Raw genomic sequence first — 18,554 nt, forward strand, 5'->3', positions numbered from 1 at the left:
CCTCGGCCGAAGAGGCAACATCTGTTGACAGGCAGCCGAGGGCAACATACGTTGCCTTGCATGAGCGATGTTGGGCGCCTGGTGGACGAGGTTGCCGGCGGGGGCGGGATTGACGGGCTGCGCCGGGTCACCGAGGCGATCTCGGCTCTGGAAGCGCGCCGTACGCAGGTCATCAATCAGTTGCGGCGGGAGCGGCGGGCCAGTTGGGACGAGATCGGGCAGGCGTGCGGCATGACCCGGCAAGGGGCGACTCGGCGCTGGTCGCGCAAGCTGCACGCGGCCTCGTTCGACGCGGCGGCGGAGGCCTATCAGCGGGGGCGTCCCTCCTATCCGCTGTCCGCCGTGGAGTGGGCGGTGCCGCGCGCGGCGCGCCGGGTTCTCGATCTGGGGGCCGGCACCGGCAAGTTCACCAAGCTTCTGGCGGACGCGAATCTGGACGTCGTCGCGGTCGAGCCGTCGGCGGCGATGCGCGACCAGCTGGCCGCCGCGGTCCACCGGGCCGCGGTCTTCGAAGGCTCGGCCGAACGCATCCCCCTGCCCGACGCCAGCGTCGACGCCGTCGTCGTGGCGCAGGCCTGGCACTGGGTCGATCCGCGCGACGCCACCGCCGAGGTCGCCCGGGTCCTGCGGCCGGGTGGAACGCTCAGCCTCGTCTGGAACATCCGCGACCACAGCGAACCCTGGGTGGCCCTGCTCGACGGCATCCTGCACCAGCACACCCGCCAGGAGATCGACACCGAGCCGGAGCTCGGCGAGCCGTTCGCCCGTCTCGAGCGCACCGAGATCCGCTGGCGGCACACGCTGAGCCGCGGCGAACTTCTCGACATGGTGGCCTCGCGCAGCTACGTCATTGTGCTGCCCGAGCAGCAGCGCCGCGAACTGCTCGGCAACGTCGAGGAGCTCATGGACACCCACCCCGACCTGAAGGGCCGCGACACGTTGGACCTCCCTTACGTCACCCGGTGCACCAGGGCGACCCGATGACCGGCCCGGTGCCGTTGCGGCTCCTGGTGGCGCGCCGCGCTCAATCGTCGGGACGGGCCGGTGCGCGGGCGGCCTGATAGAGGCCCCACAGGAACTCCAAACCTCCGATCACCATCAAGACGACGCCGACCTTCTGCAGGTTGAACACCGGGGTTTCGACGTCGCCGGTGAACAGCCACGACAGCAGCCCCACCACGAAAGTCGCCGCGCCGGCCAGCATGATCTTGACGGGGGATCTCATCGGGCCCTCCTCTCTCGGGTGCGTTCGCACGCTATCGCGGGAGCGGCCGGGAGCGCGTCCACCCGAGGTCTTACGACTTCGGTAGGGGGTGCCGGATCATGAACACGTCGACCGGGTCCTGCGACTCCACAGTGAAGCCGTGCCGTTCGTACAACCGAATGGCGCGACTGCCCCGCAGCACATTGAGCCGAACCACGTCGGCCGACGTGAGCACGGTCCGCAGGACGGCCGAGCCCAGGCCGCGGCCCTGCAGCGCCGGCGCGAGATAGAAGTGCTCGAGCCAGCCGGGCCGCACGGTGAGGCTGCCGGCGAACTCACCCCCGTACACAATGATCGAGGTGTGCTCGGGCGAGAAGGAGTCCCGGAGCCGCTGCCGCACCCGGTGCTCGTCGAAACGGCCGAGGCGCTCCAGGTCGGGGCGCAGCACGACGGCCCGCAGCTCGGCGATGGCCTTGACATCCCCGGCGGCGGCGGGCCGCAGGCTCCACGAGACGGTCATGACCGGCGCAGGGTGCCCCGATAGTTCCACAGCGACCAGGCCAGCACCACCGCGCCGATCCCGGCCAGCACCCACTGGCCGTCCACCGCGGCGCCGAACACGGCCGTCAGGACCAGCAACGGCAGCAGCGGCCAGTCACCGCGGCGGCGGGGCGGCTCCGCGTCGGCCAGCTCACGGGCGTAACGCGCCACCGGCTTCTGCCGTGCGGCGGCCGGGGCCTCGGCGACCAGCTCTTTCGCCCGGCGCCGGGACACGCCGTAGCGGCCCACGAGCAGCCCTTCGAGACGGGCGAGCCAAGGGTCCTGCCGGCGCGGCGTGCGGTTGAACAGCCAGGCCAGCAGCGCCGCCGCGGCGAGCAGCGCAGGCGCCGGAACCGAGAAGAGGACCGTGGCCGGCAGCTGGGCGAACGCCAGCGCGGTCACCACCACCAGCGCGCCGGTCACGGCGAACGCCCACGGCACCCGGGGCAGCACGAGCGCCGCCATCAGCGTCACGACCAGCAGCACCGATCCGGTCAGCCCGTCCACCGTAACGGGGATCGTGAGGCTGCCACCCAACCACGCCGCGTACAGGATCACCGGTATGGCGAACAGAGATATCGAACCCGCGGCGTCCTTCACCCGTGTCATTGTGCAAGGCCGGGCAAGGCTAGTCTTCGGCCGTGCGCCCAGCCTTGATCAACCAAATTGCTGATCTTGTACCGGGTGGTCCCGGCTCGGTGCGGGTCGCCGTCGACGGGGTCGACGGCGTCGGGAAGTCGACGTTCGCGGCCCACCTGGCCGGCGAGCTGAGCGACCGCGGCCGCCCTGTGGTGCACGTGTCGGCCGACGACTTCCACCATCCGCGCGTCATTCGCTATCGCCGGGGCCGCGATTCCCCGGAGGGGTTCTTCCTCGACAGTTACGACTATTCCGCTCTCGTGCGGGAGGTGCTCGAGCCGTTCGCGCCGGGCGGGTCACGGCGATTCCGGCGGGCCGCGCACGACGTGCGTACGGACGAAGCCCTGGACCTTGATTGGGAAGTGGCTCCGGAAGGCACGGTGCTTGTCGTGGACGGGCTTTTCCTGCACCGCGACGAGCTGGCCGGCCTGTTCGAGTTCTCGGTGTTCCTGGACGCGCCGTTCGAGGTGACGGTGCCGCGGATGGCGGCACGTGACGGCTCGCATCCGGATCCGCGGCATCCGAGCCTGGCCCGTTATGTCGGCGGCCAGCGGCTGTATTTCGCCACGTGTGATCCGCACTCGCGGGCCGGCGTGGTCATTGACAACTCTGATTGGCGGAATCCGGCTATCCTGCCCCGATGATCACCGACGGGGAACTGGCGATTGCCGCGGCACGGGCCGGGGCGCGGGTCGTGCTCGCCCATTTCGGCGCCGAGCACGACCGGGTCGACAAGGGCGGCGGTGATTTCGCGACCGCCGCCGACCTGCAAGCCGAACGCGCCATCATCGATCTGCTGAGCGAGAACCGTCCCGGCGATGCCGTGCTGGGCGAGGAAACGGGCCATTCGGGCGTGCCGGCGGACCGCACGTGGATGGTCGATCCGCTGTGCGGAACTCTCAATTACGCCGTACGCAGCCAGCTCGTCGCCGTCAATGTCGCCTTGCGCGAAGACGGCGAGGTCACGACGGCCGCCTGCGCCGACCCGTTCACCGGCGAGGTCTTCTGGACAAACGGCGATTCCGCTTGTGTACGGCGGGAGAGCACCGACGAAAAACTGTCACCCTCCGCGTCGTCGCGTCTGGTCGACGTGAACCTCGACCCGCCATTTCCCAACGACCCCCGATTCCGCGCCGCCGACCTGCTGGCCAACCGCGATTTCGCCGCCCGTTTCCGCCCCCGGGTCGTCTCCACCACCCTGGCCGTGACCTGGGTCGCCGCCGGCCGCCGCGCCGCCTACGTGACCGACGGGCATCTGCGCGACAGCGTCCATTTCGCCGCCGGCATCGCCCTGGCCCGCGCGGCCGGCTGCGTGGTCACCGCCCTGGACGGCGGCCCCGCGCACTCCGGCCCGGGCGGCCTGATCGTCGCCGCGGACGCGCGCACCCACACCGACCTGCTCACGATGATCGGTTTCTAGAAGATGCAGAGACTTGCGGCGTACGCCTTGTGCCTGCGCGACGACCACATCCTGCTGGCACACTGGGCCTCCCCCGACGGCACCCGCGACCACTGGACCCTGCCCGGCGGCGGCGTCGACGAGCAGGAGGACCCGTACGACGCGGTGGTCCGCGAGCTCGAGGAGGAGACCGGCTACACGGCCGAGGTCAGCGCTTTGCTGGGCGTCGACTCCCGCACCATCGTCATGAACTACAGCGACCCGCCCGGGCAGCTCCTGCACGCCGTCGGCCTCCTCTACGAGGCCACCGTGACCGGCGGCGCCCTGCGCGACGAGATCGGCGGCTCCACCGACATGGCCCGCTGGATTCCCCTGGCCGAGGTCCCCACGCTGGAACGCGCCACCATCATCGACGTCGGCCTGGCCCTGCTGCGCGAGCGCCCCCGCACCGGCCACGTGCCCCCGATCCCCACCGGCGGCCTGCTGCATTAGCCACCGCGACGAACGCATCGGTTCGCCGCAGCGGCGATGGCCGGTTACGGCCGCAGGAAGCGGTCGAACCATGCGCGGCTCCGGTGAAGGACGTCGAGTTGGTGGCGGCGTTCGCGGATCGCGTGGCCCTCCCTCGGGTAGATCACGAACTCGTGCTCGACGCCGAAGTGGCGCAGCGCCCGGTGCAGGTACACGGCCTGGCCGAGGGGAACGTTGGGGTCCTCGGCACCGTGCAGAATAAGCACGGTGGTGCGGATGCGGCCGGTGAAGGAGACCGGGCTGACCGCGTCGTGCGGGTGCGGGCCGATGCCGGACCAGCCCTGGCTGCCTCCGAGCGCGGCCTCGAACTGGCCGTTCTCCCCGGTCGCGGCGAGCATGCCCCAGTCTGTGACGCCGGCGCCGACCAGCGCGGCGCGGAAGCGGTTGGTCTGGCCGACCGCCCAGGCGGACATGAAGCCGCCGTGGCTCCAACCGGCGATGCCCAGCCGGTCGGGGTCGGCCACGCCTCGCGCGATGAGCAGGTCGATGCCGGTCAGGATGTCGGTCCACTCCTCCTGACCGACCCGGCCGGCGACCCTGGCCGCGAACTGGTGGCCGTGACCTTGCCCGCCGCGCGGGTTGGGCAGAAACACCGCGTAGCCCGCGGCGGCCAGCCATTGCCCGCTCGGGGACCAGGACAGCTGGCAACGGTCGGCGTAGCGATCGTATGGTCCACCGTGCACGATGGTGACCAGGGGGAACGGGCCCTCGGATGCTGTCTTGCCCACCGGGAGAACCAGTAAGCCGTCCAGGGCGAGACCATCGGCGGCCCGGTAGGCCAACGGTTCCTGCAGGCCCAGGGCGATACCGTCCAGCTCCGGGCGAGTGTCGGTGATCTTCCGTAGCGGGCCGGCTGGTGGGCCGAGGTGAACGTTGGCGGGTTGATAGCGGCTACCGGTCAGCGCCGCGATGTTCTCACCGGTGGCCGTGGCGGTGAGGCCATCGAGGCGTCCCGTTGGCCGCGACAGGATCGTGAGGCCGGCGGGGCCGAGCCGGGACAGGGCCGTGTTCAGACCGTCGGCGAACACCACCAGTGCGCCGGCATCGGTCTGGCACAGTTCGGTCGGGCACATCGACAACCCGGCGGTGCGATTGCGCAGGACACGGCTGCCCAGGGCCAGGTCGAACACCGCGGTGCCGGCGTGCAGCCCCGGTGGGGTGAGCGCGAGGTAACCGAGATGCCAGCCGTCCTCAGCCGGCCACCAGGCCAGCGAGCGAGCGTCGGCCGCGACCGGCCCGAGGTCCTCCGCGGTCCCGGTGCTCTGGTCGAACAAGTGCAGCCGGCCGGTGCGGGGGCCGTAGTCGTTGTCGGCACTGGCCTGTGTGAGTACGGCGAGCGGGCCGCCGTCAGGCCGTTGCCGTACTTCCACGACGTGCCGGTCGCCGAACACGTCCGGTGTGCTGACCCGGCCGGTGGTGAGGTCGAGCAGCCGTAACCTGGCATGTGGCTCCCGCTCGCCGGCGACGATGGCGTCGTCGCGGTCCCGGGCTCGGCGCTCGTCCTCCTCGGTGGGCTCGTCCTCGGCGAGCAGAGCGAGTAGCCGGCGGTCGGCGAGCGGCAGATGGTCCGTGATGCCGGCGCGCCAACCGGTCTGCACGGTTACCGTGCCGTCGGCGAGGGTGAGCCGGTACAACTGCGCTGTCCCGCGCTGCGCGCGGTCGGAGAGGAAGAACAGCGTGTCCGAGTCTGTGGACCAGCGCGGCCGGGACTCCGTCGCGATGTCCGAGGTCACCCGGCGTGCCGCACCGCCTCCATCGACATCGGCCAGCCACAGCTCGGTGTCGAGGTGGTCACCGGCCCGGCTGGTGGGCGCCAGGACGTAGCAGATCGAACGCCCGCTCGGGGCGAGGACCGGCGTCTGCGGGGCGCGACCGTCCACCACGAGTTCAGCGCTCAGGCCTGTCATGCGATCAGGATGGCAGCGCTCGAAGCGCGGGGCGAAGCCGAGGTCGGGTTGACCTTGACCCTTGGGCAAGGCCCAGCGTGGGGTGTGCCGGCCGCGGTGGCCGGTGCGAGGAGGATGGGGCCGTGGGGCTGTTGACGATCGGTGGGTTCGCGCGGCAGGCGGGGCTCACGCCGAAGGCGTTGCGGCTTTATGACGAGATGGGGCTGTTGCGGCCGGCCGCGGTGGATGCCGAGACCGGGTACCGGTTCTACGAGCCGCGGCAGTTGGAGCGGGCCCGGCTGGTCGCTGAGCTGCGCCGGATCGGGATGCCGCTGGCCGAGATCGCCGAAGTGTGCGGGCTCGAGCCGGCGGCCGCGGCGCAGGCCGTGGAGGCCTTCTGGCGGCGGGTCACCGCCGACACGGCGGCGCGGGCTCGTCTCACCTCCCTCCTCGTGGCTGATCTGACGGGAAGGGCCACCACCATGTCGGAGATCGACTTCCGTTTCGCCGCCGGGCTGGACGCGGGCTCGGGGCGCAACACCAATGAGGATTCGGCGTACGCCGGGACGCACCTGCTCGCGGTGGCCGACGGCACCCGCGGCCCGGGCGGCGCGCAGGCCGCGGCCGCCGCGGTCGAGGCCGTCCGTGCCGTGGACCCGTCCGCTGCCACCGGCGCCGGCCTGCTGACCCTGCTGGCCGGCGCGGTCACCGAGGCCGACCGGGCGATCCGCCGCCTGGCCGAGCCGGGCCGCGGGGAAGCCGGCGGAGATGACGCCGGCGGTGGCGCCGATCGGCCGGTGACGACGCTGACCGCGATGGTGCGCAACGGCACGCGGCTGGCGCTGGTGCACGTCGGCGACACCCGCGCCTATCTGCTGCGCAGCGGCGAGCTGACGCAGCTGACCCAGGACCACACGTGGGTACGCACACAGGTCGACCAGGGCAAGCTCACCCCGGCCGAGGCCGCCGCGCATCCCCGGCGCGCCCTGCTGGCCCGGGCCCTGGGCTGGGGCGCGGAGGGCGAGGTCGACCTGGCCCTGCGCACCGCCCTGCCCGGCGACCGCTACCTGCTCTGCTCGGACGGGCTCTCGGCGGTCGTCGCGCCCGAGGCGATCCGGTCCGCTCTGGCCGGCGCCGATGACCCTCAGCAGGCGGTCACCAGCCTGATCGCGCTGGCCCACGACGCGGGCGCCCCGGACAACATCGCCGTGGCGGTCGCGCACCTCTGACGCCCGGCCGAGGACGGCGGCGGCGATCACGCCCGTGAATCCGTCAGGGTCCGGCTGAGCGCGGCGTCGACGGAGGCGGCTGCGGCCGGCAGCAGGGGCAGGCGGACGTGCGGGGTGGGGATGCGGCCCTGCGCGTGCAAGACGCCCTTGACGACGGTCGGGTTCGGTTCGGCGAACAGCGCCGCCGACAGCCGGGCCAGGCGGTGCCCGAGAGGGCGGGCGCGGGCGGTGTCGCCGGACTGCCAGGCCGCGATCAGGTCGGCGTACGACCCGGTGTCGATGTGGGCCGAGGCGAGGATGCCGCCGTGCGCGCCCATCGCCAGCAGCGGGGAGATGTAGGCGTCGTCGCCGCCGAGGACGGCGAAGTCCTCGGGCGGGTCGGCCAGCAGGGCCACGGTGTCGGCGTCGATGCCGCCGGCGGCGAGCTTCACGCCGATCACGTTCGGGATGGCGGCGATCCGGTGCAGGGCCTCGACGGTCAAGGGCTGAGCCGTCCGGTACGGCACATGGTAGACCACCAGCGGCACCGGGCTCGCCTGCGCCAGCGCGCTCAGGTGGGCGACCACCCCGTCCTCGCCGGGCCGCACGAAGGGCGGCACGAGGGTGAGTGCGGCGGTGGCGTCGAGCCCGGCCAGGGTGGCGGCGTCGTTGGCGCCGACGATCAGCGGGGCGCCGGTGGCGGTCAGCGTCTTGAGGACGGTGGCGCGTTCGGCCGGGGTCAGGGCCGAGGGCTCGCCCGTGGTGCCGAGGGCGACCAGGCCGGCGGCCCCGCCGTCGAGCACGTCGTGGGCGAGCCGGGTCAGCGCGCCGACGGCGATGTCGCCGGACGCGTCGAACGGGGTGATCAGTGGGACGTACAGACCGGTCAGCATCCGGTCACGGTCTCAACTCGTACGCCTAAGGTCTATTAATTTGTCCTCGCCTTTTTGTGTAGCGCTGCTGAAAGGTCGAAGCGGTTTGCCCCGTATCGCAGATCATGAATATGGGCAGGTCTTGAATGTCGCACCCGTTTCCGCGGCGTTAGCTTCGCGCCGTGAGACGTCTGCTCATACCGTTTCTGATCGTTGTTCTGATCCTTTCCGGCGGCACGGTGGCGCGGGCCGGCGCCGATCCGCTGCGCGTCTACGCCCGCGACACGTGGCGCTCTCTGGTCGCTATGACCGACCCGGCGACCGGCCTGGTCGCCGACAACATTCCGGGGAACCTGTCCACGCCGTCGGCGTACACGTCACCCACGAACATCGGCGGCTACATGTGGTCGGCCGTGGTGGCCCGGGAACTGAAACTCATCTCGCCGGCCGAGGCCACGGCCCGGGTGTCGAAGACCCTGAGCACATTGGCGTCGCTTCGCCATCACGCCGCGTCGGGCATGTTCTACAACTGGTACGACCCGCATACCGGCGCCGTGCTGACGGTCCTGCCGGACGGCACGGCGGTGACACCGTTCCTGTCGTCGGTGGACAACGGGTGGCTGGCCGCGTCGCTGCGGGTCGTGCAGGGCGCGTTCCCGTCTTTGCGGGGGCGGGCCGGGGCGATTCTCGGGAAGATGGATTTCGGGTTCTATTTCAACCCGGCGGCGGTGTCACCGATCGGCACGCGCGGGCTGATCCGCGGCGGATTCTGGGACACCGCACCCTCGGGGTGTTCGGTGCCGCAGAACGGGGTGTGGTTCACCTGCAACCACTACGACATCACGGTGACCGAGCCGCGGATCGCGACGTATTTGGGCATCGGGGCCGGGCAGATCCCGGCGACGGCCTATTACGACACGATGCGCACGCTGCCCGACAACTGTGACTACGCGTGGCAGGAGATGAAACCGTCCGGGTTCACCACGACCCATCGGGGCCGGTCGGTGTACGAGGGCTCGTACCGCTATCGGGGGATCACGTTCGTGCCGAGCTGGGGCGGGGACATGTTCGAGGCGCTGATGCCGGACCTGTTCGTGCCGGAGGCGGCGTGGGGCCCGCGCAGCTGGGGCCGCAACCATCCGGCGACGGTGGCCGCGCAGATCGAGCACGGGCTGAACGACGCCACGTACGGCTACTGGGGGTTCTCGCCGGCGTCGAACCCGTTCGGCGGGTACGGGGTCTACGGCGTCGACGCGATGGGCATGGACACCGACGGCTACCCGTCGGATGTGCAGGGTGGCCGCTACGACGCCGGTTTCGGTGACTGCCGCCCGCCGGGCCCGGCCGCCGTCTACGGCGACGGGGTGGTCACGCCGCACGCGGCGTTCCTGGCCCTGCCGTACGCGCCCGGCCCGGTCCGGGCCAACCTGGCCAACATCAAGAACGATTTCGACGCGTACGGCCCGGGCGGCTTCTACGACGCGGTCGCCGTGCGCTCCGGCACGGTCGCCCAGCGGTATCTGTCCCTCGACCAGTCGATGATCATGGGGGCGCTGGGCAACCATCTCTGCCGCGACGTGCTGAAGAAGGCGTTCGTGACGCCCGGGTTCGAAAGGGCGGTGCGCCCCCTGCTGGCCGCGGAGACGTTCAGCGTGCCGGCCGGTCAGAAGCTCCCGCAGCTGCGCGGAGGCCGCTGACGGCGCCCGGGGATCAGTCGGAGGTCTGCGAGGTGGCGGGGTGCCAGCCGCGGCGGCGGCCCTGGCGCACGATGATCGCGGTCAGGGCCAGCAGCAGCACGATGCCGGCGACGACGGCGGCGAACAGCAGGGCCCGGTCCTGCGACTCGGCGCGGCGGGCGGCCAGTGCCGCGGCGGCCGGGTCGTCCCCGGTCATCGCCGCGGGGGCGGGCCGGGCCTGCTGCCGCGGGCCCAGCGTCTCGGTGAGCGCCCGGTACGGGTTGAGCAGCCCGAAGCCGTACTCCGCGCTGACGCTGCCGCCGGGGGCGGGGTCGGTGGTGGCGATCAGCCGCTGCCGCACCTCGCCGGGGCTCAGCTGCGGGAACCGTTGCAGGATCAGGGCGGCCGTGGCCGCCACGAACGGCGCCGCGAAGCTGGTGCCCGACCGTACGCTGTGCCCGGTGCCGCCGGCGGCGGCCGCGGTCACGTCGTTGCCGATCGCCACCAGGTCGACATAGTCGCCGCGCTGCGAGTAGGTGGCGACGGTGCCGTCGAACTGGACCGCGCCGACCCCGATGACTCCCGGGTACTTCGCCGGGAACGGGTCGGGGTTGCCTTTCAGCGCGTCGTTGCCGGCGGCCGCCACGACCACCACACCGGCCCCGATCGCGCGGGCGACCGCCGCCCGTACGGCCGCATTGTCCGAGGTCATCACCAGCGAGATGTTGATCACGTCGGCGCCCTGGTCGACGGCCAGATCGATCGCCTGGGCGAACTGCGCCGGCGTGCCCTTGTCGCCCACGGCCTTGCCGTCGATGACCTCCTGCTCACTGATGCGCAACGGCAGGATCGCCACGCCCGGCGCCAGCCCCTGGAAGCCGGTGTTGCGGGCCGGCATCGCCCCGATGATGCTCGCGACGGCCGTGCCGTGCCCGTTGCAGTCCTGCCGGCCGTTGTCGTCACCGTGCAGGAAGTCAGCGCCGGGCGTCACATGCCCGCGCAGCTGGGGATGGGCGGCGTCCACCCCGGAGTCGATCACCGCGACCCGCACCCCCCGCCCGGTCGCGAAACCGGCGAGACGCTTCGGCGCGTACACCTGATCCTCGGCCGGAACCCCGGCGGCGACCGGCGCCGGCGCCTCGCTCCGCTGACAGATCACCGCGGCCCGCGCCGGCGAGGGCACGACCAGCGTCACCGCGATCACCGCCGCCGCGGCCACGACCCTGCGCATCGCGCGCCTCCCTCCAACGACTCGGGTGGATGGTATCGGCCGGGCGCGAACCGGTTGTGCGTTCAGGTCGCTCACAGCTAGGTTGTGGAAACCATCTGCGGCGTCGTGAGGGAAACCGGTGAGAGTCCGGTGCGGTCGCGCCACTGTGAACGGTCCCCGGCGACGGGGGCCGCGAGTCAGAACGCTCACGCGTCGCAGTCCGCACGAACGGGACGCGTCATCCCGGCAGGAGGTTCCCCCACCATGCCCAAGGCACAACCGGTCCGCCCGCTGAGCACCCCCGCCATCTCCGCGCGGCTGCTCTGGACCGCCTTCGCGGTTGTCTCCCTGATGCTGCTGCTCACCTACCTGGTCGCCTTCGACCAGGGCGCGGTGTCGCGCAGCGGCATGTTCCTGCACGAGCTCATGCACGACGGCCGTCACCTGCTCGGCGTCCCGTGCCACTGACCGAGGGCAAACCCGCGCTCGGTTACGGCGCTCTGCTGATCCGGGGCCTGCTCGCCGGCCTCATCGCCGGTCTGCTGGCCGGCTGCTTCGCGTACGTGGCGGGCGAACCCAAGGTGGACGCCGCCATCGCCATCGAGGAAGCCAACGCCCACGCCGACGGCGCGGCCGCGGATCACCACGACGAGGAACTGGTCGGCCGCGACGCCCAGAAAGGCGGCCTGTTCCTGGCCACCGGCCTGTACGGCGCGGCCATGGGCGGGCTGCTCGCCACGGCGTACACCCTGCTGCGCCGCCGCCTGCGTACCCCGAGCGACACCCGCGCCGCGCTCAGCCTGGCCGGCGCCGCCCTGCTCGGCGTCGTCCTGGTCCCGTACGTGAAATATCCGCCCAACCCGCCCGCCGTCGGCAACCCGGCCACCATCGACCAGCGCACCATCAGCTACCTGGCCATCCTCGTGATCGGCCTGGTCGCCGTCTGGGCGTCCGTCGTCGCCGCCCGCACCCAGCGGGCCGAGTGGCGCCAGGCCATCGCCGCCGTGACCGGCTTCCTGGTCGTGGTCGCCGTCGGCTACCTGCTGCTGCCCACCGTCGACGAGGTACCCGACACGTTCCCGGCCGACCTGCTGTGGAACTTCCGCCTCGCGTCGCTGGGCACCCAGGTCCTGCTGTGGACCGCCCTGGGCCTGGCCTTCGCCGCCCTGCTCACGGCCCGCCGCACCCCGGCCACCCAGCCCGGCCGCGAAACCGTCGCCGCCGGCTAGCCGCCCCCGGGCGGGCGAGGAGTCACAGCACCTCGTCCGCCCACCGGGCCACCACGGCCAGCACCGGTCCCCGGCCGGCCACCATCGCCTCGATACCCCGGCTGTCGTAGCCCGGCTTGCGCCCCCACCCGGCCGCCGCGGCCATCACCATCCGCGGCGCCAGCCAGAAATACTTCGCCGCCCCGCACGCCATCACCGCCCGCCGGACGGTGCCGTCATCGACAGCACCGTCAAGGCCGCGCCGGTACTGCTCGCCCACCACGGCCAGCACCTCGTCGAGCACGGAAATGTCGATCAGCCCGTCGAGGAACGTGTCCAAAGCCAGATTCGCCGCGTCCTCACCGATCGCCCCCGGCCCCACGTACGCCCAGTCCAGCAACACCGGCCCGTCCGCCGCGAACACCAGATTCATCGGCCACACATCGTGGTGGCACAGCGTCCGCGGCAGCCCGTCGGTCACCGCCAAAATCTCGTGCCGCCGCTCCCACAACCGCCGAAGACCGTCACGCACCGGCTTCGCCCAGCCCGCCACGATCGTCGGATGCTCCCAGTCGAGCTCCTCGTCCACCGGCTGCGCCAGCGTGTAATCACGCAGCCAGTCCCGGGCCAGCCACTTCTCTGCCGGCGGCCCACCGATCCACTCCTTCTGCGCGGCACCGAGCCGAAACGCCACATCACCCAGCTCACCCGGACCGCCCGCCGGACCAGGCTTGCCCCGCACCTCCTCGAGCCACAACGCCACCGAGCCGTCCACTCGCGGCACCACCTCCAGAAGCCGCGGCCCCCGCAGCCCCGGGAACGCCCGCGCCGCCAGCCCCGACGCATAAACCTCAGCCTCACGACGCCAATAGTTGAAGTGCCCCGGATCGTCGCTGGCCGCCAAATGCGCCGCCGCCCCCTCCCGCCGCGGCGTAGCCACCTTCACCACCGCCGACCCACCATCACGGCGGACCCGCCACACCCCACCGGTGACCTCGTTCGCAGTGCTGTGCACCAACTCCTCGACAGCCCAACCGGGTCGCATCAGATCCTCGGGAATCAGCACGGGCCCGAGATTACCGGCCGGCGCGCCCCGCCGGTTGGCCCCTGTGGACAGACGAAGATCTGTGGATAACTCCGGATCATGTCAGGGGCGGCCGCTACCTTGCGCCCATGCCTGAATTCCTGCCCGGCCTCACCCTCGCCCGCCACTTCTACTTCGAAGCCGTACGGCCTCTACTCGGCGACCTTCCCCACGCGGCCGCGCGGCTCGGACCCGGCTCCGACGTGCTCGGCTTCGACACCGAGCGCTCCACCGACCACGACTGGGGCCCGCGCCTCGAACTGTTCGTCGACGACCCCGGCGACCTGCACGACATGCTCGCCCGCCGCCTGCCCAAACGGGTCCGCGGCTGGCCCACCCACTTCGCACCACCCGGCGCCCGGGTCCGCTCCATGTCCCACACCGACGGCGACGTCGAGCACTACGTCCGCATCCGGTCGTTCCCCGCCTGGTGCCGTGACCTGCTCGGCTTCGACCCGGCCGGCGGCATCGGGCTGCTCGACTGGCTCGCCACACCCTGGCAGCGCCTCGCCGAGTTCACCGGCGGCGCCGTCTTCCACGACCCCGGCGACGTGCTCACCGCCGCCCGCGAGGGCCTGTCCTGGTACCCGCCCGACGTGTGGCGCCACGTGCTGGCCTGCCAATGGCAGCGCATCAGCCAGGAGGAAGCCTTCCCGGCCCGCGCCGCCGAAACCGGCGACGAGCTCGGCGCCCGCATGCTGACCGCCCGCCTGTGCCGCGACGTGGCCCGCCTCATCCTGCTGCAGGAGCGCCGCTGGCCCCCGTACGCCAAATGGCTCACCCGCGCCCTGCCCGAAGACCTCACCGTCGCCGCGCTGCTCGCCGCCCTGCGCACCGCCGACACCACCGACCGGGAGAACGCGCTCTGCGCCGCCCTGGAGATGGCCGCCCTCCGGCAGAACGACCTCGGCCTCAGCGCCGAGCAACCCCCGGCCCGCCGCCCGTTCTTCGACCGCGGCTACGCCGTGATCGGCGCCGGCCGCTTCGCCGAGGCCCTGCGCGACGCCATCACCGACCCCACCGTGCGCGCCCTGCCGTTGACCGGCTGCGCCGACCAGATCATCGACAGTACGGACGTGCTCACCGACGCCCGCCTGACCCGCGCCGTCGTCGCCGCCACCCTGCCCTAGAACGGAGACCGATCATGTACGACCAGACGCACCACCTGCGCCAAACCGGTGACGACACCGTCCCCGGTCACCGCCGCGCCCCGATCGAGGGTCACACCCCGATAACCCAGATCCCGCGCCGCCGCGACCAACACCGGATCATCGTCCACGAACAGGCACTGCGCCGGTTCCAGGGCGAGCAGCCGGCTTCCCTCGGCATACATCCGCGGGTCCGGCTTGCGGCAGCCGAGCACCTCGGAGATGACGAAACCCGCGAAGAAGCCCGCGATGCCGAGCCCGGCGAAGACCGCCTCGAGCCCGGCCCAGTTGTCCGAGACCACCGACATGCCGATCCCCCGCTCCCGCAACTGCTCCAGAGCCGGCCGCACGTCCGGGTAGGCCTCGATGACCGGCCCGGCCGCCGGGGCCTCCAGCTCCCACAGCAACGCCGCCGACGGCCGCTCGATCCCCAGCGCGGCCAGGATCGCCCGGTGATAGCGGGCGCGTTCCACGGTCCCCGGCCCGGCGTCCAGCACCCGCTGGCCCACGGCGAACGCCGGCGCGAACAATTCGGGCCGCAGCCCGGGATGGTGGGCCAGCACGATGGTCTCGAAGTCGTAGCGCGGATTCCACCGCCCACCCACCGGCCGTGTCAGCACCCCACCCGCGTCGAACAACACCCCGCGGATCCGCACCACACCCCCACCTCCTGGACAGGTTTTCTTTTCGGTGACAGGGTCGATCACATGGACGACATCGCCGTCATCGAAGACCCCGCGGCCGCCGAGATCTCCCTCGACCCCATCCGCAGCCGCCTGCTCGCCGAGTTAGCCGAACCCGGCTCCGCCACCACCCTCGCCGGCAAAATCGGCCTCCCCCGCCAAAAAGTCAACTACCACCTGCGCACCCTCGAACAACACGGCCTCGTCCACCTCGTCGAAGAACGACGCAAAGGCAACGTCACCGAACGCCTCATGCAAGCCACCGCCGCCTCCTACGTCATCTCCCCCAGCGCCCTGCCCACCGTCGCCCCCGACCCCAGCCGCGCCCCCGACCGCCTCTCCGCCCGCTGGCTGCTCGCCCTCGCCGCCCGCCTCGTCCGCGACGTCGGCACCCTCATCACCGGCGCCACCACCGCCCGGCAACGCGTCGCCACCTACGCCCTCGACGGCGAGATCCGCTTCGCCACCCCCGCCGACCGCGCCGCCTTCGCCGAGGAACTCACCGCCACCATCACCAGCCTCATCGCCCGCCACCACAGCGACACAGGCCGCAAACACCGCCTCGTCCTCGCCGTCCACCCCGCCCTCGACTCCGCCGCCGGCCAGGAGAAATGACCATGGGAAAGGACTACGAGATCCACCTCGACACCACCGTCGACACCGACCCCGAACACGTCTGGGACGCCATCGCCACCGGCCCCGGCATCTCCTCCTGGTACATCGGCAAGACCGAAACCGACAACGACACCGTCCGTACGGCCTTCGGCCGCACCGCCTTCCCCACCGCCACCGTCACCAGCAACGACCCGCCCCACCACTTCGCCTACCGCACCGACACCACACCCGACGGCCGCTTCCAAGCCTTCGACTTCCTCATCGAGGGCAACGACCGCTCCGCCACCACCCTGCGCGCCGTCACCAGCGGCTTCCTGCCCGGCGACGACTGGGCCGACGAATACGAGGCCATGAGCCACGGCATCGCCCTGTTCAACGCCACCCTGACCACCTACCTGCAGCACTTCCCGGGACGCACCGCCACCCCCGTCACCGCCTTCGGCCCACCCGTCACCGACTGGCCCGCCGCCTGGACCGCGCTGCACAAAACCCTCGGACTGCCCCCACAACCCCGGCCCGGCGACCACACCCACGACGGCGGGGAGGTCTACCACGCCAGCCACCACACCCTCGGCATCCGCACACCCGACGCCCTGCACCGCTACATCCGCGGCTTCCGCGGCCCGATGATCGCCGCCCACGAGCTGTTCGACCCCACCGCCACCACCGACCCCGGCCACTGGGCCCAACTCCTCAGACCGGCCTGACCTCGGCCAGCCGCTTGACCGAATAGTCGTCGTCCCAGCAGACGGCGGCCTCCCACGCCGCAGACGCCTGCGCCGCGACATCCAGGGCGTCGTCGTCGAAGCCGGCCGCATTACCGGGCAGCACCAGATCAAGGTCAGGGACATCGACGTGCGACTCGTCCCAATCGATCAACGCGACCCGGGCCGCCGTCACCAGAATGTTGCGAGGATTGGGATCACCGTGCACGACACACGTCTCACGACCCGCCAGCCGCGCCCACGCCGCCCGGCACCGGGCCACGCCCTCCGGCGGCATCGCACCCAGGTCGACCTTCGTCCCCGTCTCCACATGCAACAGATCAGCCGACGAACGCCAGCCCGGACGCTGCGGCCAGCCTCGCGTCAACCGATGCACCTCCCGCAGCGTGCCCGCCACCCGGCGCCAATCATCCGGCGACTCCGGCGGACCACCCTCCAGATAGGTCATCACCACCACACCATCGGCGAACAACCGGCCGTCCGCCGCCGGGATCGGCACCGGCACCGTCAGACCCTCACGGTCGAGATGAACAAGCAGATCCGTCTCCCACGCCAGGTCAGCGTCGCTCCGCCTACCCAGACGCGCCACCGCAAGCCGCCCACCGACCCGCACACTCCACACGTCGTTGGCGACACCACCCGCGAGCGGCTCCACCCGAACGACGTCCTCACCCCACTGCCTCAACGCCTCCCAGCCCACCGGCCACACCTTACGGCGCTCCGGCCACCCTGAAACCCGCGCTGTTACGGTGAGCGCCCCCAACCAGGCGCGACCAACCGCAGGAGGTACGCGCGTGGCAAACCGGCCGACGGCCGCGCACCGGCACACGCTCGCCGCCGTCACCGCCGTGACACTGGCGCTGCTGGCCTTCACCGCCGACTACGTCGACGGCGGAGCCGGGCAGGTCATGGTCTCCCTGACCAGCAGCGGCTTCGCCTGGGGACTCGCCGCGCTGCTCACCGGGCACTACGGCCGCAACGCCCGGCACGCCGCCGCGACGGCCACCACCACACTGGTGATCGCCACGGTCTGCTACTACCTGCTGATCCTGCTGGTCAGCCGGCGATGGAGCGGCGGAACACTGCAGGACGGCACCTCCGCCGACCTGTACGGGCTCCGCTCCGTCGCCATCATGGCCACTTTCTGGCTGGCCGGATCGCTGGTCGCCGGACCACTGCTCGGCCTGCTCGGATACGCGATCCGCGCCGCCCCGCAAGACGCCGCCCGTCAACAGGCCGCCCCGCAAGACGCCCCGCAAGACGCCGCCCGGCAAAACGACCCTCCGCGAAACGACCTCCGGCAAACCGGCGACTCGCGAAACGTCGCCCACGGACTCGCGCATGACGCCGCAGGGCCGGGAAACCCCCGTCTGCGAGCGCATGACGCCGCACGGACCGACAACCGCCGGCCGCGACAAGGAAAGGCTCCCCGGCACCACGATGACGTGGTTGCCGCAGCCGCTCCCGACAACCGTGCCGGTGGGCGCGCCACGGCCGCTCACGGCGACCGCGCCGAGCGACCTGCCGCAGTCGCTCCCGAACAGCGCGCCAAGCGGCTCGCCGCAGTCGCCGTGGGGGTCGCGTGTGGGCTACTGAGCGGTGAAGGCTGGTCCGCGATGGCAGCCGCGCCGCCGTGGGAGCTTCTGTCGGCCGGAGATGGCGCGGCGATCCTTCACGGGTTCGTCATCGCCAACGCTGTGCGGGTGGGGCTGCCCGTAGCCGTGCTCGTGTGGCTTGCTTCCACCCGGCGGCTGTGGCGGCACTGGCCGCTGATGCTGATTGCCGCGGTGTCGAGCGCCGCCGGCACGGCGCTGCTATGGCGACTGCTTCACGTCGTCTACGCGTATCTCTGACGCTCCCCGCCCAAAGGCAACAGGCGGGATGCCGTTGATTCCTTTTTGTCTTTTGCCTTCGACGTGCGGCGCA

The 18,554-nt window shown here is 71.7% G+C and carries 21 protein-coding genes; 12 read left to right on the plus strand and 9 right to left on the minus strand.

The window, feature by feature from the left end; genetic code table 11:
* Positions 1 to 60 precede the first annotated feature (60 nt).
* Positions 61 to 984, plus strand: a complete 924-nt coding sequence (locus tag CRP55_RS18735; RefSeq protein ID WP_097321376.1) for a class I SAM-dependent methyltransferase — start codon at positions 61 to 63, stop codon at positions 982 to 984.
* A 40-nt stretch (positions 985 to 1,024) separates the two neighbouring features.
* On the opposite strand, the gene CRP55_RS18740 is transcribed toward CRP55_RS18735, so the two are convergent.
* From CRP55_RS18740 to CRP55_RS18750, 3 genes are all read right to left on the minus strand, one after another.
* Positions 1,025 to 1,225, minus strand: a complete 201-nt coding sequence (locus tag CRP55_RS18740) for a DUF5708 family protein (protein WP_097321377.1) — start codon at positions 1,223 to 1,225, stop codon at positions 1,025 to 1,027.
* Positions 1,226 to 1,295: 70 nt separating this feature from the next.
* A complete protein-coding gene (locus tag CRP55_RS18745; RefSeq protein WP_097321378.1) occupies positions 1,296 to 1,724 on the minus strand; it encodes a GNAT family N-acetyltransferase in 429 nt (142 codons plus the stop codon).
* A complete protein-coding gene (locus CRP55_RS18750) occupies positions 1,721 to 2,344 on the minus strand; it encodes a hypothetical protein (protein ID WP_143234721.1) in 624 nt (207 codons plus the stop codon). The genes CRP55_RS18745 and CRP55_RS18750 overlap by 4 nt, the downstream gene beginning before the upstream one ends.
* Before the next feature lie 41 nt (positions 2,345 to 2,385).
* On the opposite strand from CRP55_RS18750, the gene CRP55_RS18755 reads away from it, so the two are divergent.
* Genes CRP55_RS18755 through CRP55_RS18765 form a run of 3 tightly spaced genes read left to right on the plus strand, consistent with a single transcriptional unit; the run spans position 2,386 to position 4,274 of the window.
* Positions 2,386 to 3,027 (plus strand): nucleoside/nucleotide kinase family protein, encoded by a 642-nt coding sequence (locus tag CRP55_RS18755; RefSeq protein WP_143234723.1) that lies wholly within the window; start codon positions 2,386 to 2,388, stop codon positions 3,025 to 3,027.
* Positions 3,024 to 3,803 (plus strand): inositol monophosphatase family protein, encoded by a 780-nt coding sequence (locus CRP55_RS18760; RefSeq protein WP_097321381.1) that lies wholly within the window; start codon positions 3,024 to 3,026, stop codon positions 3,801 to 3,803. The genes CRP55_RS18755 and CRP55_RS18760 overlap by 4 nt, the downstream gene beginning before the upstream one ends.
* Before the next feature lie 3 nt (positions 3,804 to 3,806).
* A complete protein-coding gene (locus tag CRP55_RS18765) occupies positions 3,807 to 4,274 on the plus strand; it encodes an NUDIX hydrolase (protein ID WP_097321382.1) in 468 nt (155 codons plus the stop codon).
* A gap of 44 nt (positions 4,275 to 4,318) precedes the next feature.
* Here the strand turns inward: CRP55_RS18765 and CRP55_RS18770 are convergent, their stop codons facing one another.
* Complete coding sequence (locus CRP55_RS18770) at positions 4,319 to 6,220, minus strand: S9 family peptidase (RefSeq protein WP_097321383.1); 1,902 nt, start codon at positions 6,218 to 6,220, stop codon at positions 4,319 to 4,321.
* Positions 6,221 to 6,342: 122 nt separating this feature from the next.
* Here CRP55_RS18770 and CRP55_RS18775 point away from each other — a divergent pair, with 122 nt between their 5' ends.
* Positions 6,343 to 7,428 carry a MerR family transcriptional regulator gene (locus tag CRP55_RS18775; protein WP_097321384.1) on the plus strand — a complete coding sequence of 362 codons (1,086 nt, stop codon included), beginning with the start codon at positions 6,343 to 6,345 and terminating at the stop codon, positions 7,426 to 7,428.
* A gap of 26 nt (positions 7,429 to 7,454) precedes the next feature.
* Here the strand turns inward: CRP55_RS18775 and CRP55_RS18780 are convergent, their stop codons facing one another.
* The gene (locus CRP55_RS18780) at positions 7,455 to 8,300 is read right to left on the minus strand and encodes a dihydrodipicolinate synthase family protein (protein ID WP_097321385.1); all 846 of its coding nucleotides are present in this window, start codon (positions 8,298 to 8,300) and stop codon (positions 7,455 to 7,457) included.
* A 161-nt stretch (positions 8,301 to 8,461) separates the two neighbouring features.
* On the opposite strand from CRP55_RS18780, the gene CRP55_RS18785 reads away from it, so the two are divergent.
* A complete protein-coding gene (locus tag CRP55_RS18785; protein ID WP_245923149.1) occupies positions 8,462 to 9,976 on the plus strand; it encodes a glucoamylase family protein in 1,515 nt (504 codons plus the stop codon).
* Between the two features lie 13 nt (positions 9,977 to 9,989).
* On the opposite strand, the gene mycP is transcribed toward CRP55_RS18785, so the two are convergent.
* Positions 9,990 to 11,186 (minus strand): type VII secretion-associated serine protease mycosin, encoded by a 1,197-nt coding sequence (gene mycP / locus CRP55_RS18790; RefSeq protein ID WP_097321386.1) that lies wholly within the window; start codon positions 11,184 to 11,186, stop codon positions 9,990 to 9,992.
* A 243-nt stretch (positions 11,187 to 11,429) separates the two neighbouring features.
* On the opposite strand from mycP, the gene CRP55_RS18795 reads away from it, so the two are divergent.
* Together CRP55_RS18795 and CRP55_RS18800 are read left to right on the plus strand one after the other, a co-directional pair.
* Positions 11,430 to 11,633, plus strand: coding sequence for a CbtB domain-containing protein (locus CRP55_RS18795; RefSeq protein ID WP_097321387.1), 204 nt, complete (start codon positions 11,430 to 11,432; stop codon positions 11,631 to 11,633).
* Entirely contained in the window at positions 11,624 to 12,394 is a 771-nt protein-coding gene (locus CRP55_RS18800) for a CbtA family protein (RefSeq protein ID WP_097321388.1), read from the plus strand. Before CRP55_RS18795 ends, CRP55_RS18800 begins: the two co-directional genes overlap by 10 nt.
* 22 nt (positions 12,395 to 12,416) lie before the next feature.
* On the opposite strand, the gene CRP55_RS18805 is transcribed toward CRP55_RS18800, so the two are convergent.
* Positions 12,417 to 13,439 (minus strand): phosphotransferase, encoded by a 1,023-nt coding sequence (locus tag CRP55_RS18805; protein ID WP_245923151.1) that lies wholly within the window; start codon positions 13,437 to 13,439, stop codon positions 12,417 to 12,419.
* Positions 13,440 to 13,546: 107 nt separating this feature from the next.
* Between CRP55_RS18805 and CRP55_RS18810 the strand changes: the two genes are divergently transcribed.
* Positions 13,547 to 14,587: a DUF4037 domain-containing protein gene (locus tag CRP55_RS18810; protein WP_097321389.1), complete on the plus strand. Its 1,041-nt coding sequence runs from the start codon at positions 13,547 to 13,549 to the stop codon at positions 14,585 to 14,587.
* Here the strand turns inward: CRP55_RS18810 and CRP55_RS18815 are convergent.
* Positions 14,584 to 15,264 (minus strand): HAD family hydrolase, encoded by a 681-nt coding sequence (locus CRP55_RS18815; protein WP_179855241.1) that lies wholly within the window; start codon positions 15,262 to 15,264, stop codon positions 14,584 to 14,586. The two genes, CRP55_RS18810 and CRP55_RS18815, sit on opposite strands and share 4 nt — an antisense overlap.
* Positions 15,265 to 15,312: 48 nt before the next feature.
* Here CRP55_RS18815 and CRP55_RS18820 point away from each other — a divergent pair, with 48 nt between their 5' ends.
* Together CRP55_RS18820 and CRP55_RS18825 are read left to right on the plus strand one after the other, a co-directional pair.
* Positions 15,313 to 15,903: an ArsR/SmtB family transcription factor gene (locus tag CRP55_RS18820; RefSeq protein WP_179855242.1), complete on the plus strand. Its 591-nt coding sequence runs from the start codon at positions 15,313 to 15,315 to the stop codon at positions 15,901 to 15,903.
* Positions 15,904 to 15,905: 2 nt separating this feature from the next.
* Positions 15,906 to 16,610 carry an SRPBCC family protein gene (locus tag CRP55_RS18825; RefSeq protein WP_097321391.1) on the plus strand — a complete coding sequence of 235 codons (705 nt, stop codon included), beginning with the start codon at positions 15,906 to 15,908 and terminating at the stop codon, positions 16,608 to 16,610.
* Here CRP55_RS18825 and CRP55_RS18830 read toward each other — a convergent pair.
* Positions 16,597 to 17,328, minus strand: a complete 732-nt coding sequence (locus tag CRP55_RS18830; protein ID WP_097321392.1) for a phosphotransferase enzyme family protein — start codon at positions 17,326 to 17,328, stop codon at positions 16,597 to 16,599. The genes CRP55_RS18825 and CRP55_RS18830 overlap by 14 nt on opposite strands.
* Before the next feature lie 94 nt (positions 17,329 to 17,422).
* Between CRP55_RS18830 and CRP55_RS18835 the strand changes: the two genes are divergently transcribed.
* The gene (locus CRP55_RS18835; protein WP_097321393.1) at positions 17,423 to 18,481 is read left to right on the plus strand and encodes a hypothetical protein; all 1,059 of its coding nucleotides are present in this window, start codon (positions 17,423 to 17,425) and stop codon (positions 18,479 to 18,481) included.
* Positions 18,482 to 18,554 lie beyond the last annotated feature (73 nt).

It is taken from the genome of Paractinoplanes atraurantiacus, from assembly GCF_900215205.1.
GTDB lineage: Bacteria > Actinomycetota > Actinomycetes > Mycobacteriales > Micromonosporaceae > Actinoplanes > Actinoplanes atraurantiacus.

What these genes read in the sequence shown, in the direction of transcription:
- CRP55_RS18735 (WP_097321376.1), top strand. Translation starts at nt 61, where the DNA reads ATGAGCGATGTTGGGCGCCTGGTGGACGAGGTTGCCGGCGGGGGCGGG.
- CRP55_RS18740 (WP_097321377.1), bottom strand. Translation starts at nt 1,225, where the DNA reads ATGAGATCCCCCGTCAAGATCATGCTGGCCGGCGCGGCGACTTTCGTG.
- CRP55_RS18745 (WP_097321378.1), bottom strand. Translation starts at nt 1,724, where the DNA reads ATGACCGTCTCGTGGAGCCTGCGGCCCGCCGCCGCCGGGGATGTCAAG.
- CRP55_RS18760 (WP_097321381.1), top strand. Translation starts at nt 3,024, where the DNA reads ATGATCACCGACGGGGAACTGGCGATTGCCGCGGCACGGGCCGGGGCG.
- CRP55_RS18765 (WP_097321382.1), top strand. Translation starts at nt 3,807, where the DNA reads ATGCAGAGACTTGCGGCGTACGCCTTGTGCCTGCGCGACGACCACATC.
- CRP55_RS18770 (WP_097321383.1), bottom strand. Translation starts at nt 6,220, where the DNA reads ATGACAGGCCTGAGCGCTGAACTCGTGGTGGACGGTCGCGCCCCGCAG.
- CRP55_RS18780 (WP_097321385.1), bottom strand. Translation starts at nt 8,300, where the DNA reads ATGCTGACCGGTCTGTACGTCCCACTGATCACCCCGTTCGACGCGTCC.
- mycP (WP_097321386.1), bottom strand. Translation starts at nt 11,186, where the DNA reads ATGCGCAGGGTCGTGGCCGCGGCGGCGGTGATCGCGGTGACGCTGGTC.
- CRP55_RS18795 (WP_097321387.1), top strand. Translation starts at nt 11,430, where the DNA reads ATGCCCAAGGCACAACCGGTCCGCCCGCTGAGCACCCCCGCCATCTCC.
- CRP55_RS18810 (WP_097321389.1), top strand. Translation starts at nt 13,547, where the DNA reads ATGCCTGAATTCCTGCCCGGCCTCACCCTCGCCCGCCACTTCTACTTC.
- CRP55_RS18820 (WP_179855242.1), top strand. Translation starts at nt 15,313, where the DNA reads ATGGACGACATCGCCGTCATCGAAGACCCCGCGGCCGCCGAGATCTCC.
- CRP55_RS18825 (WP_097321391.1), top strand. Translation starts at nt 15,906, where the DNA reads ATGGGAAAGGACTACGAGATCCACCTCGACACCACCGTCGACACCGAC.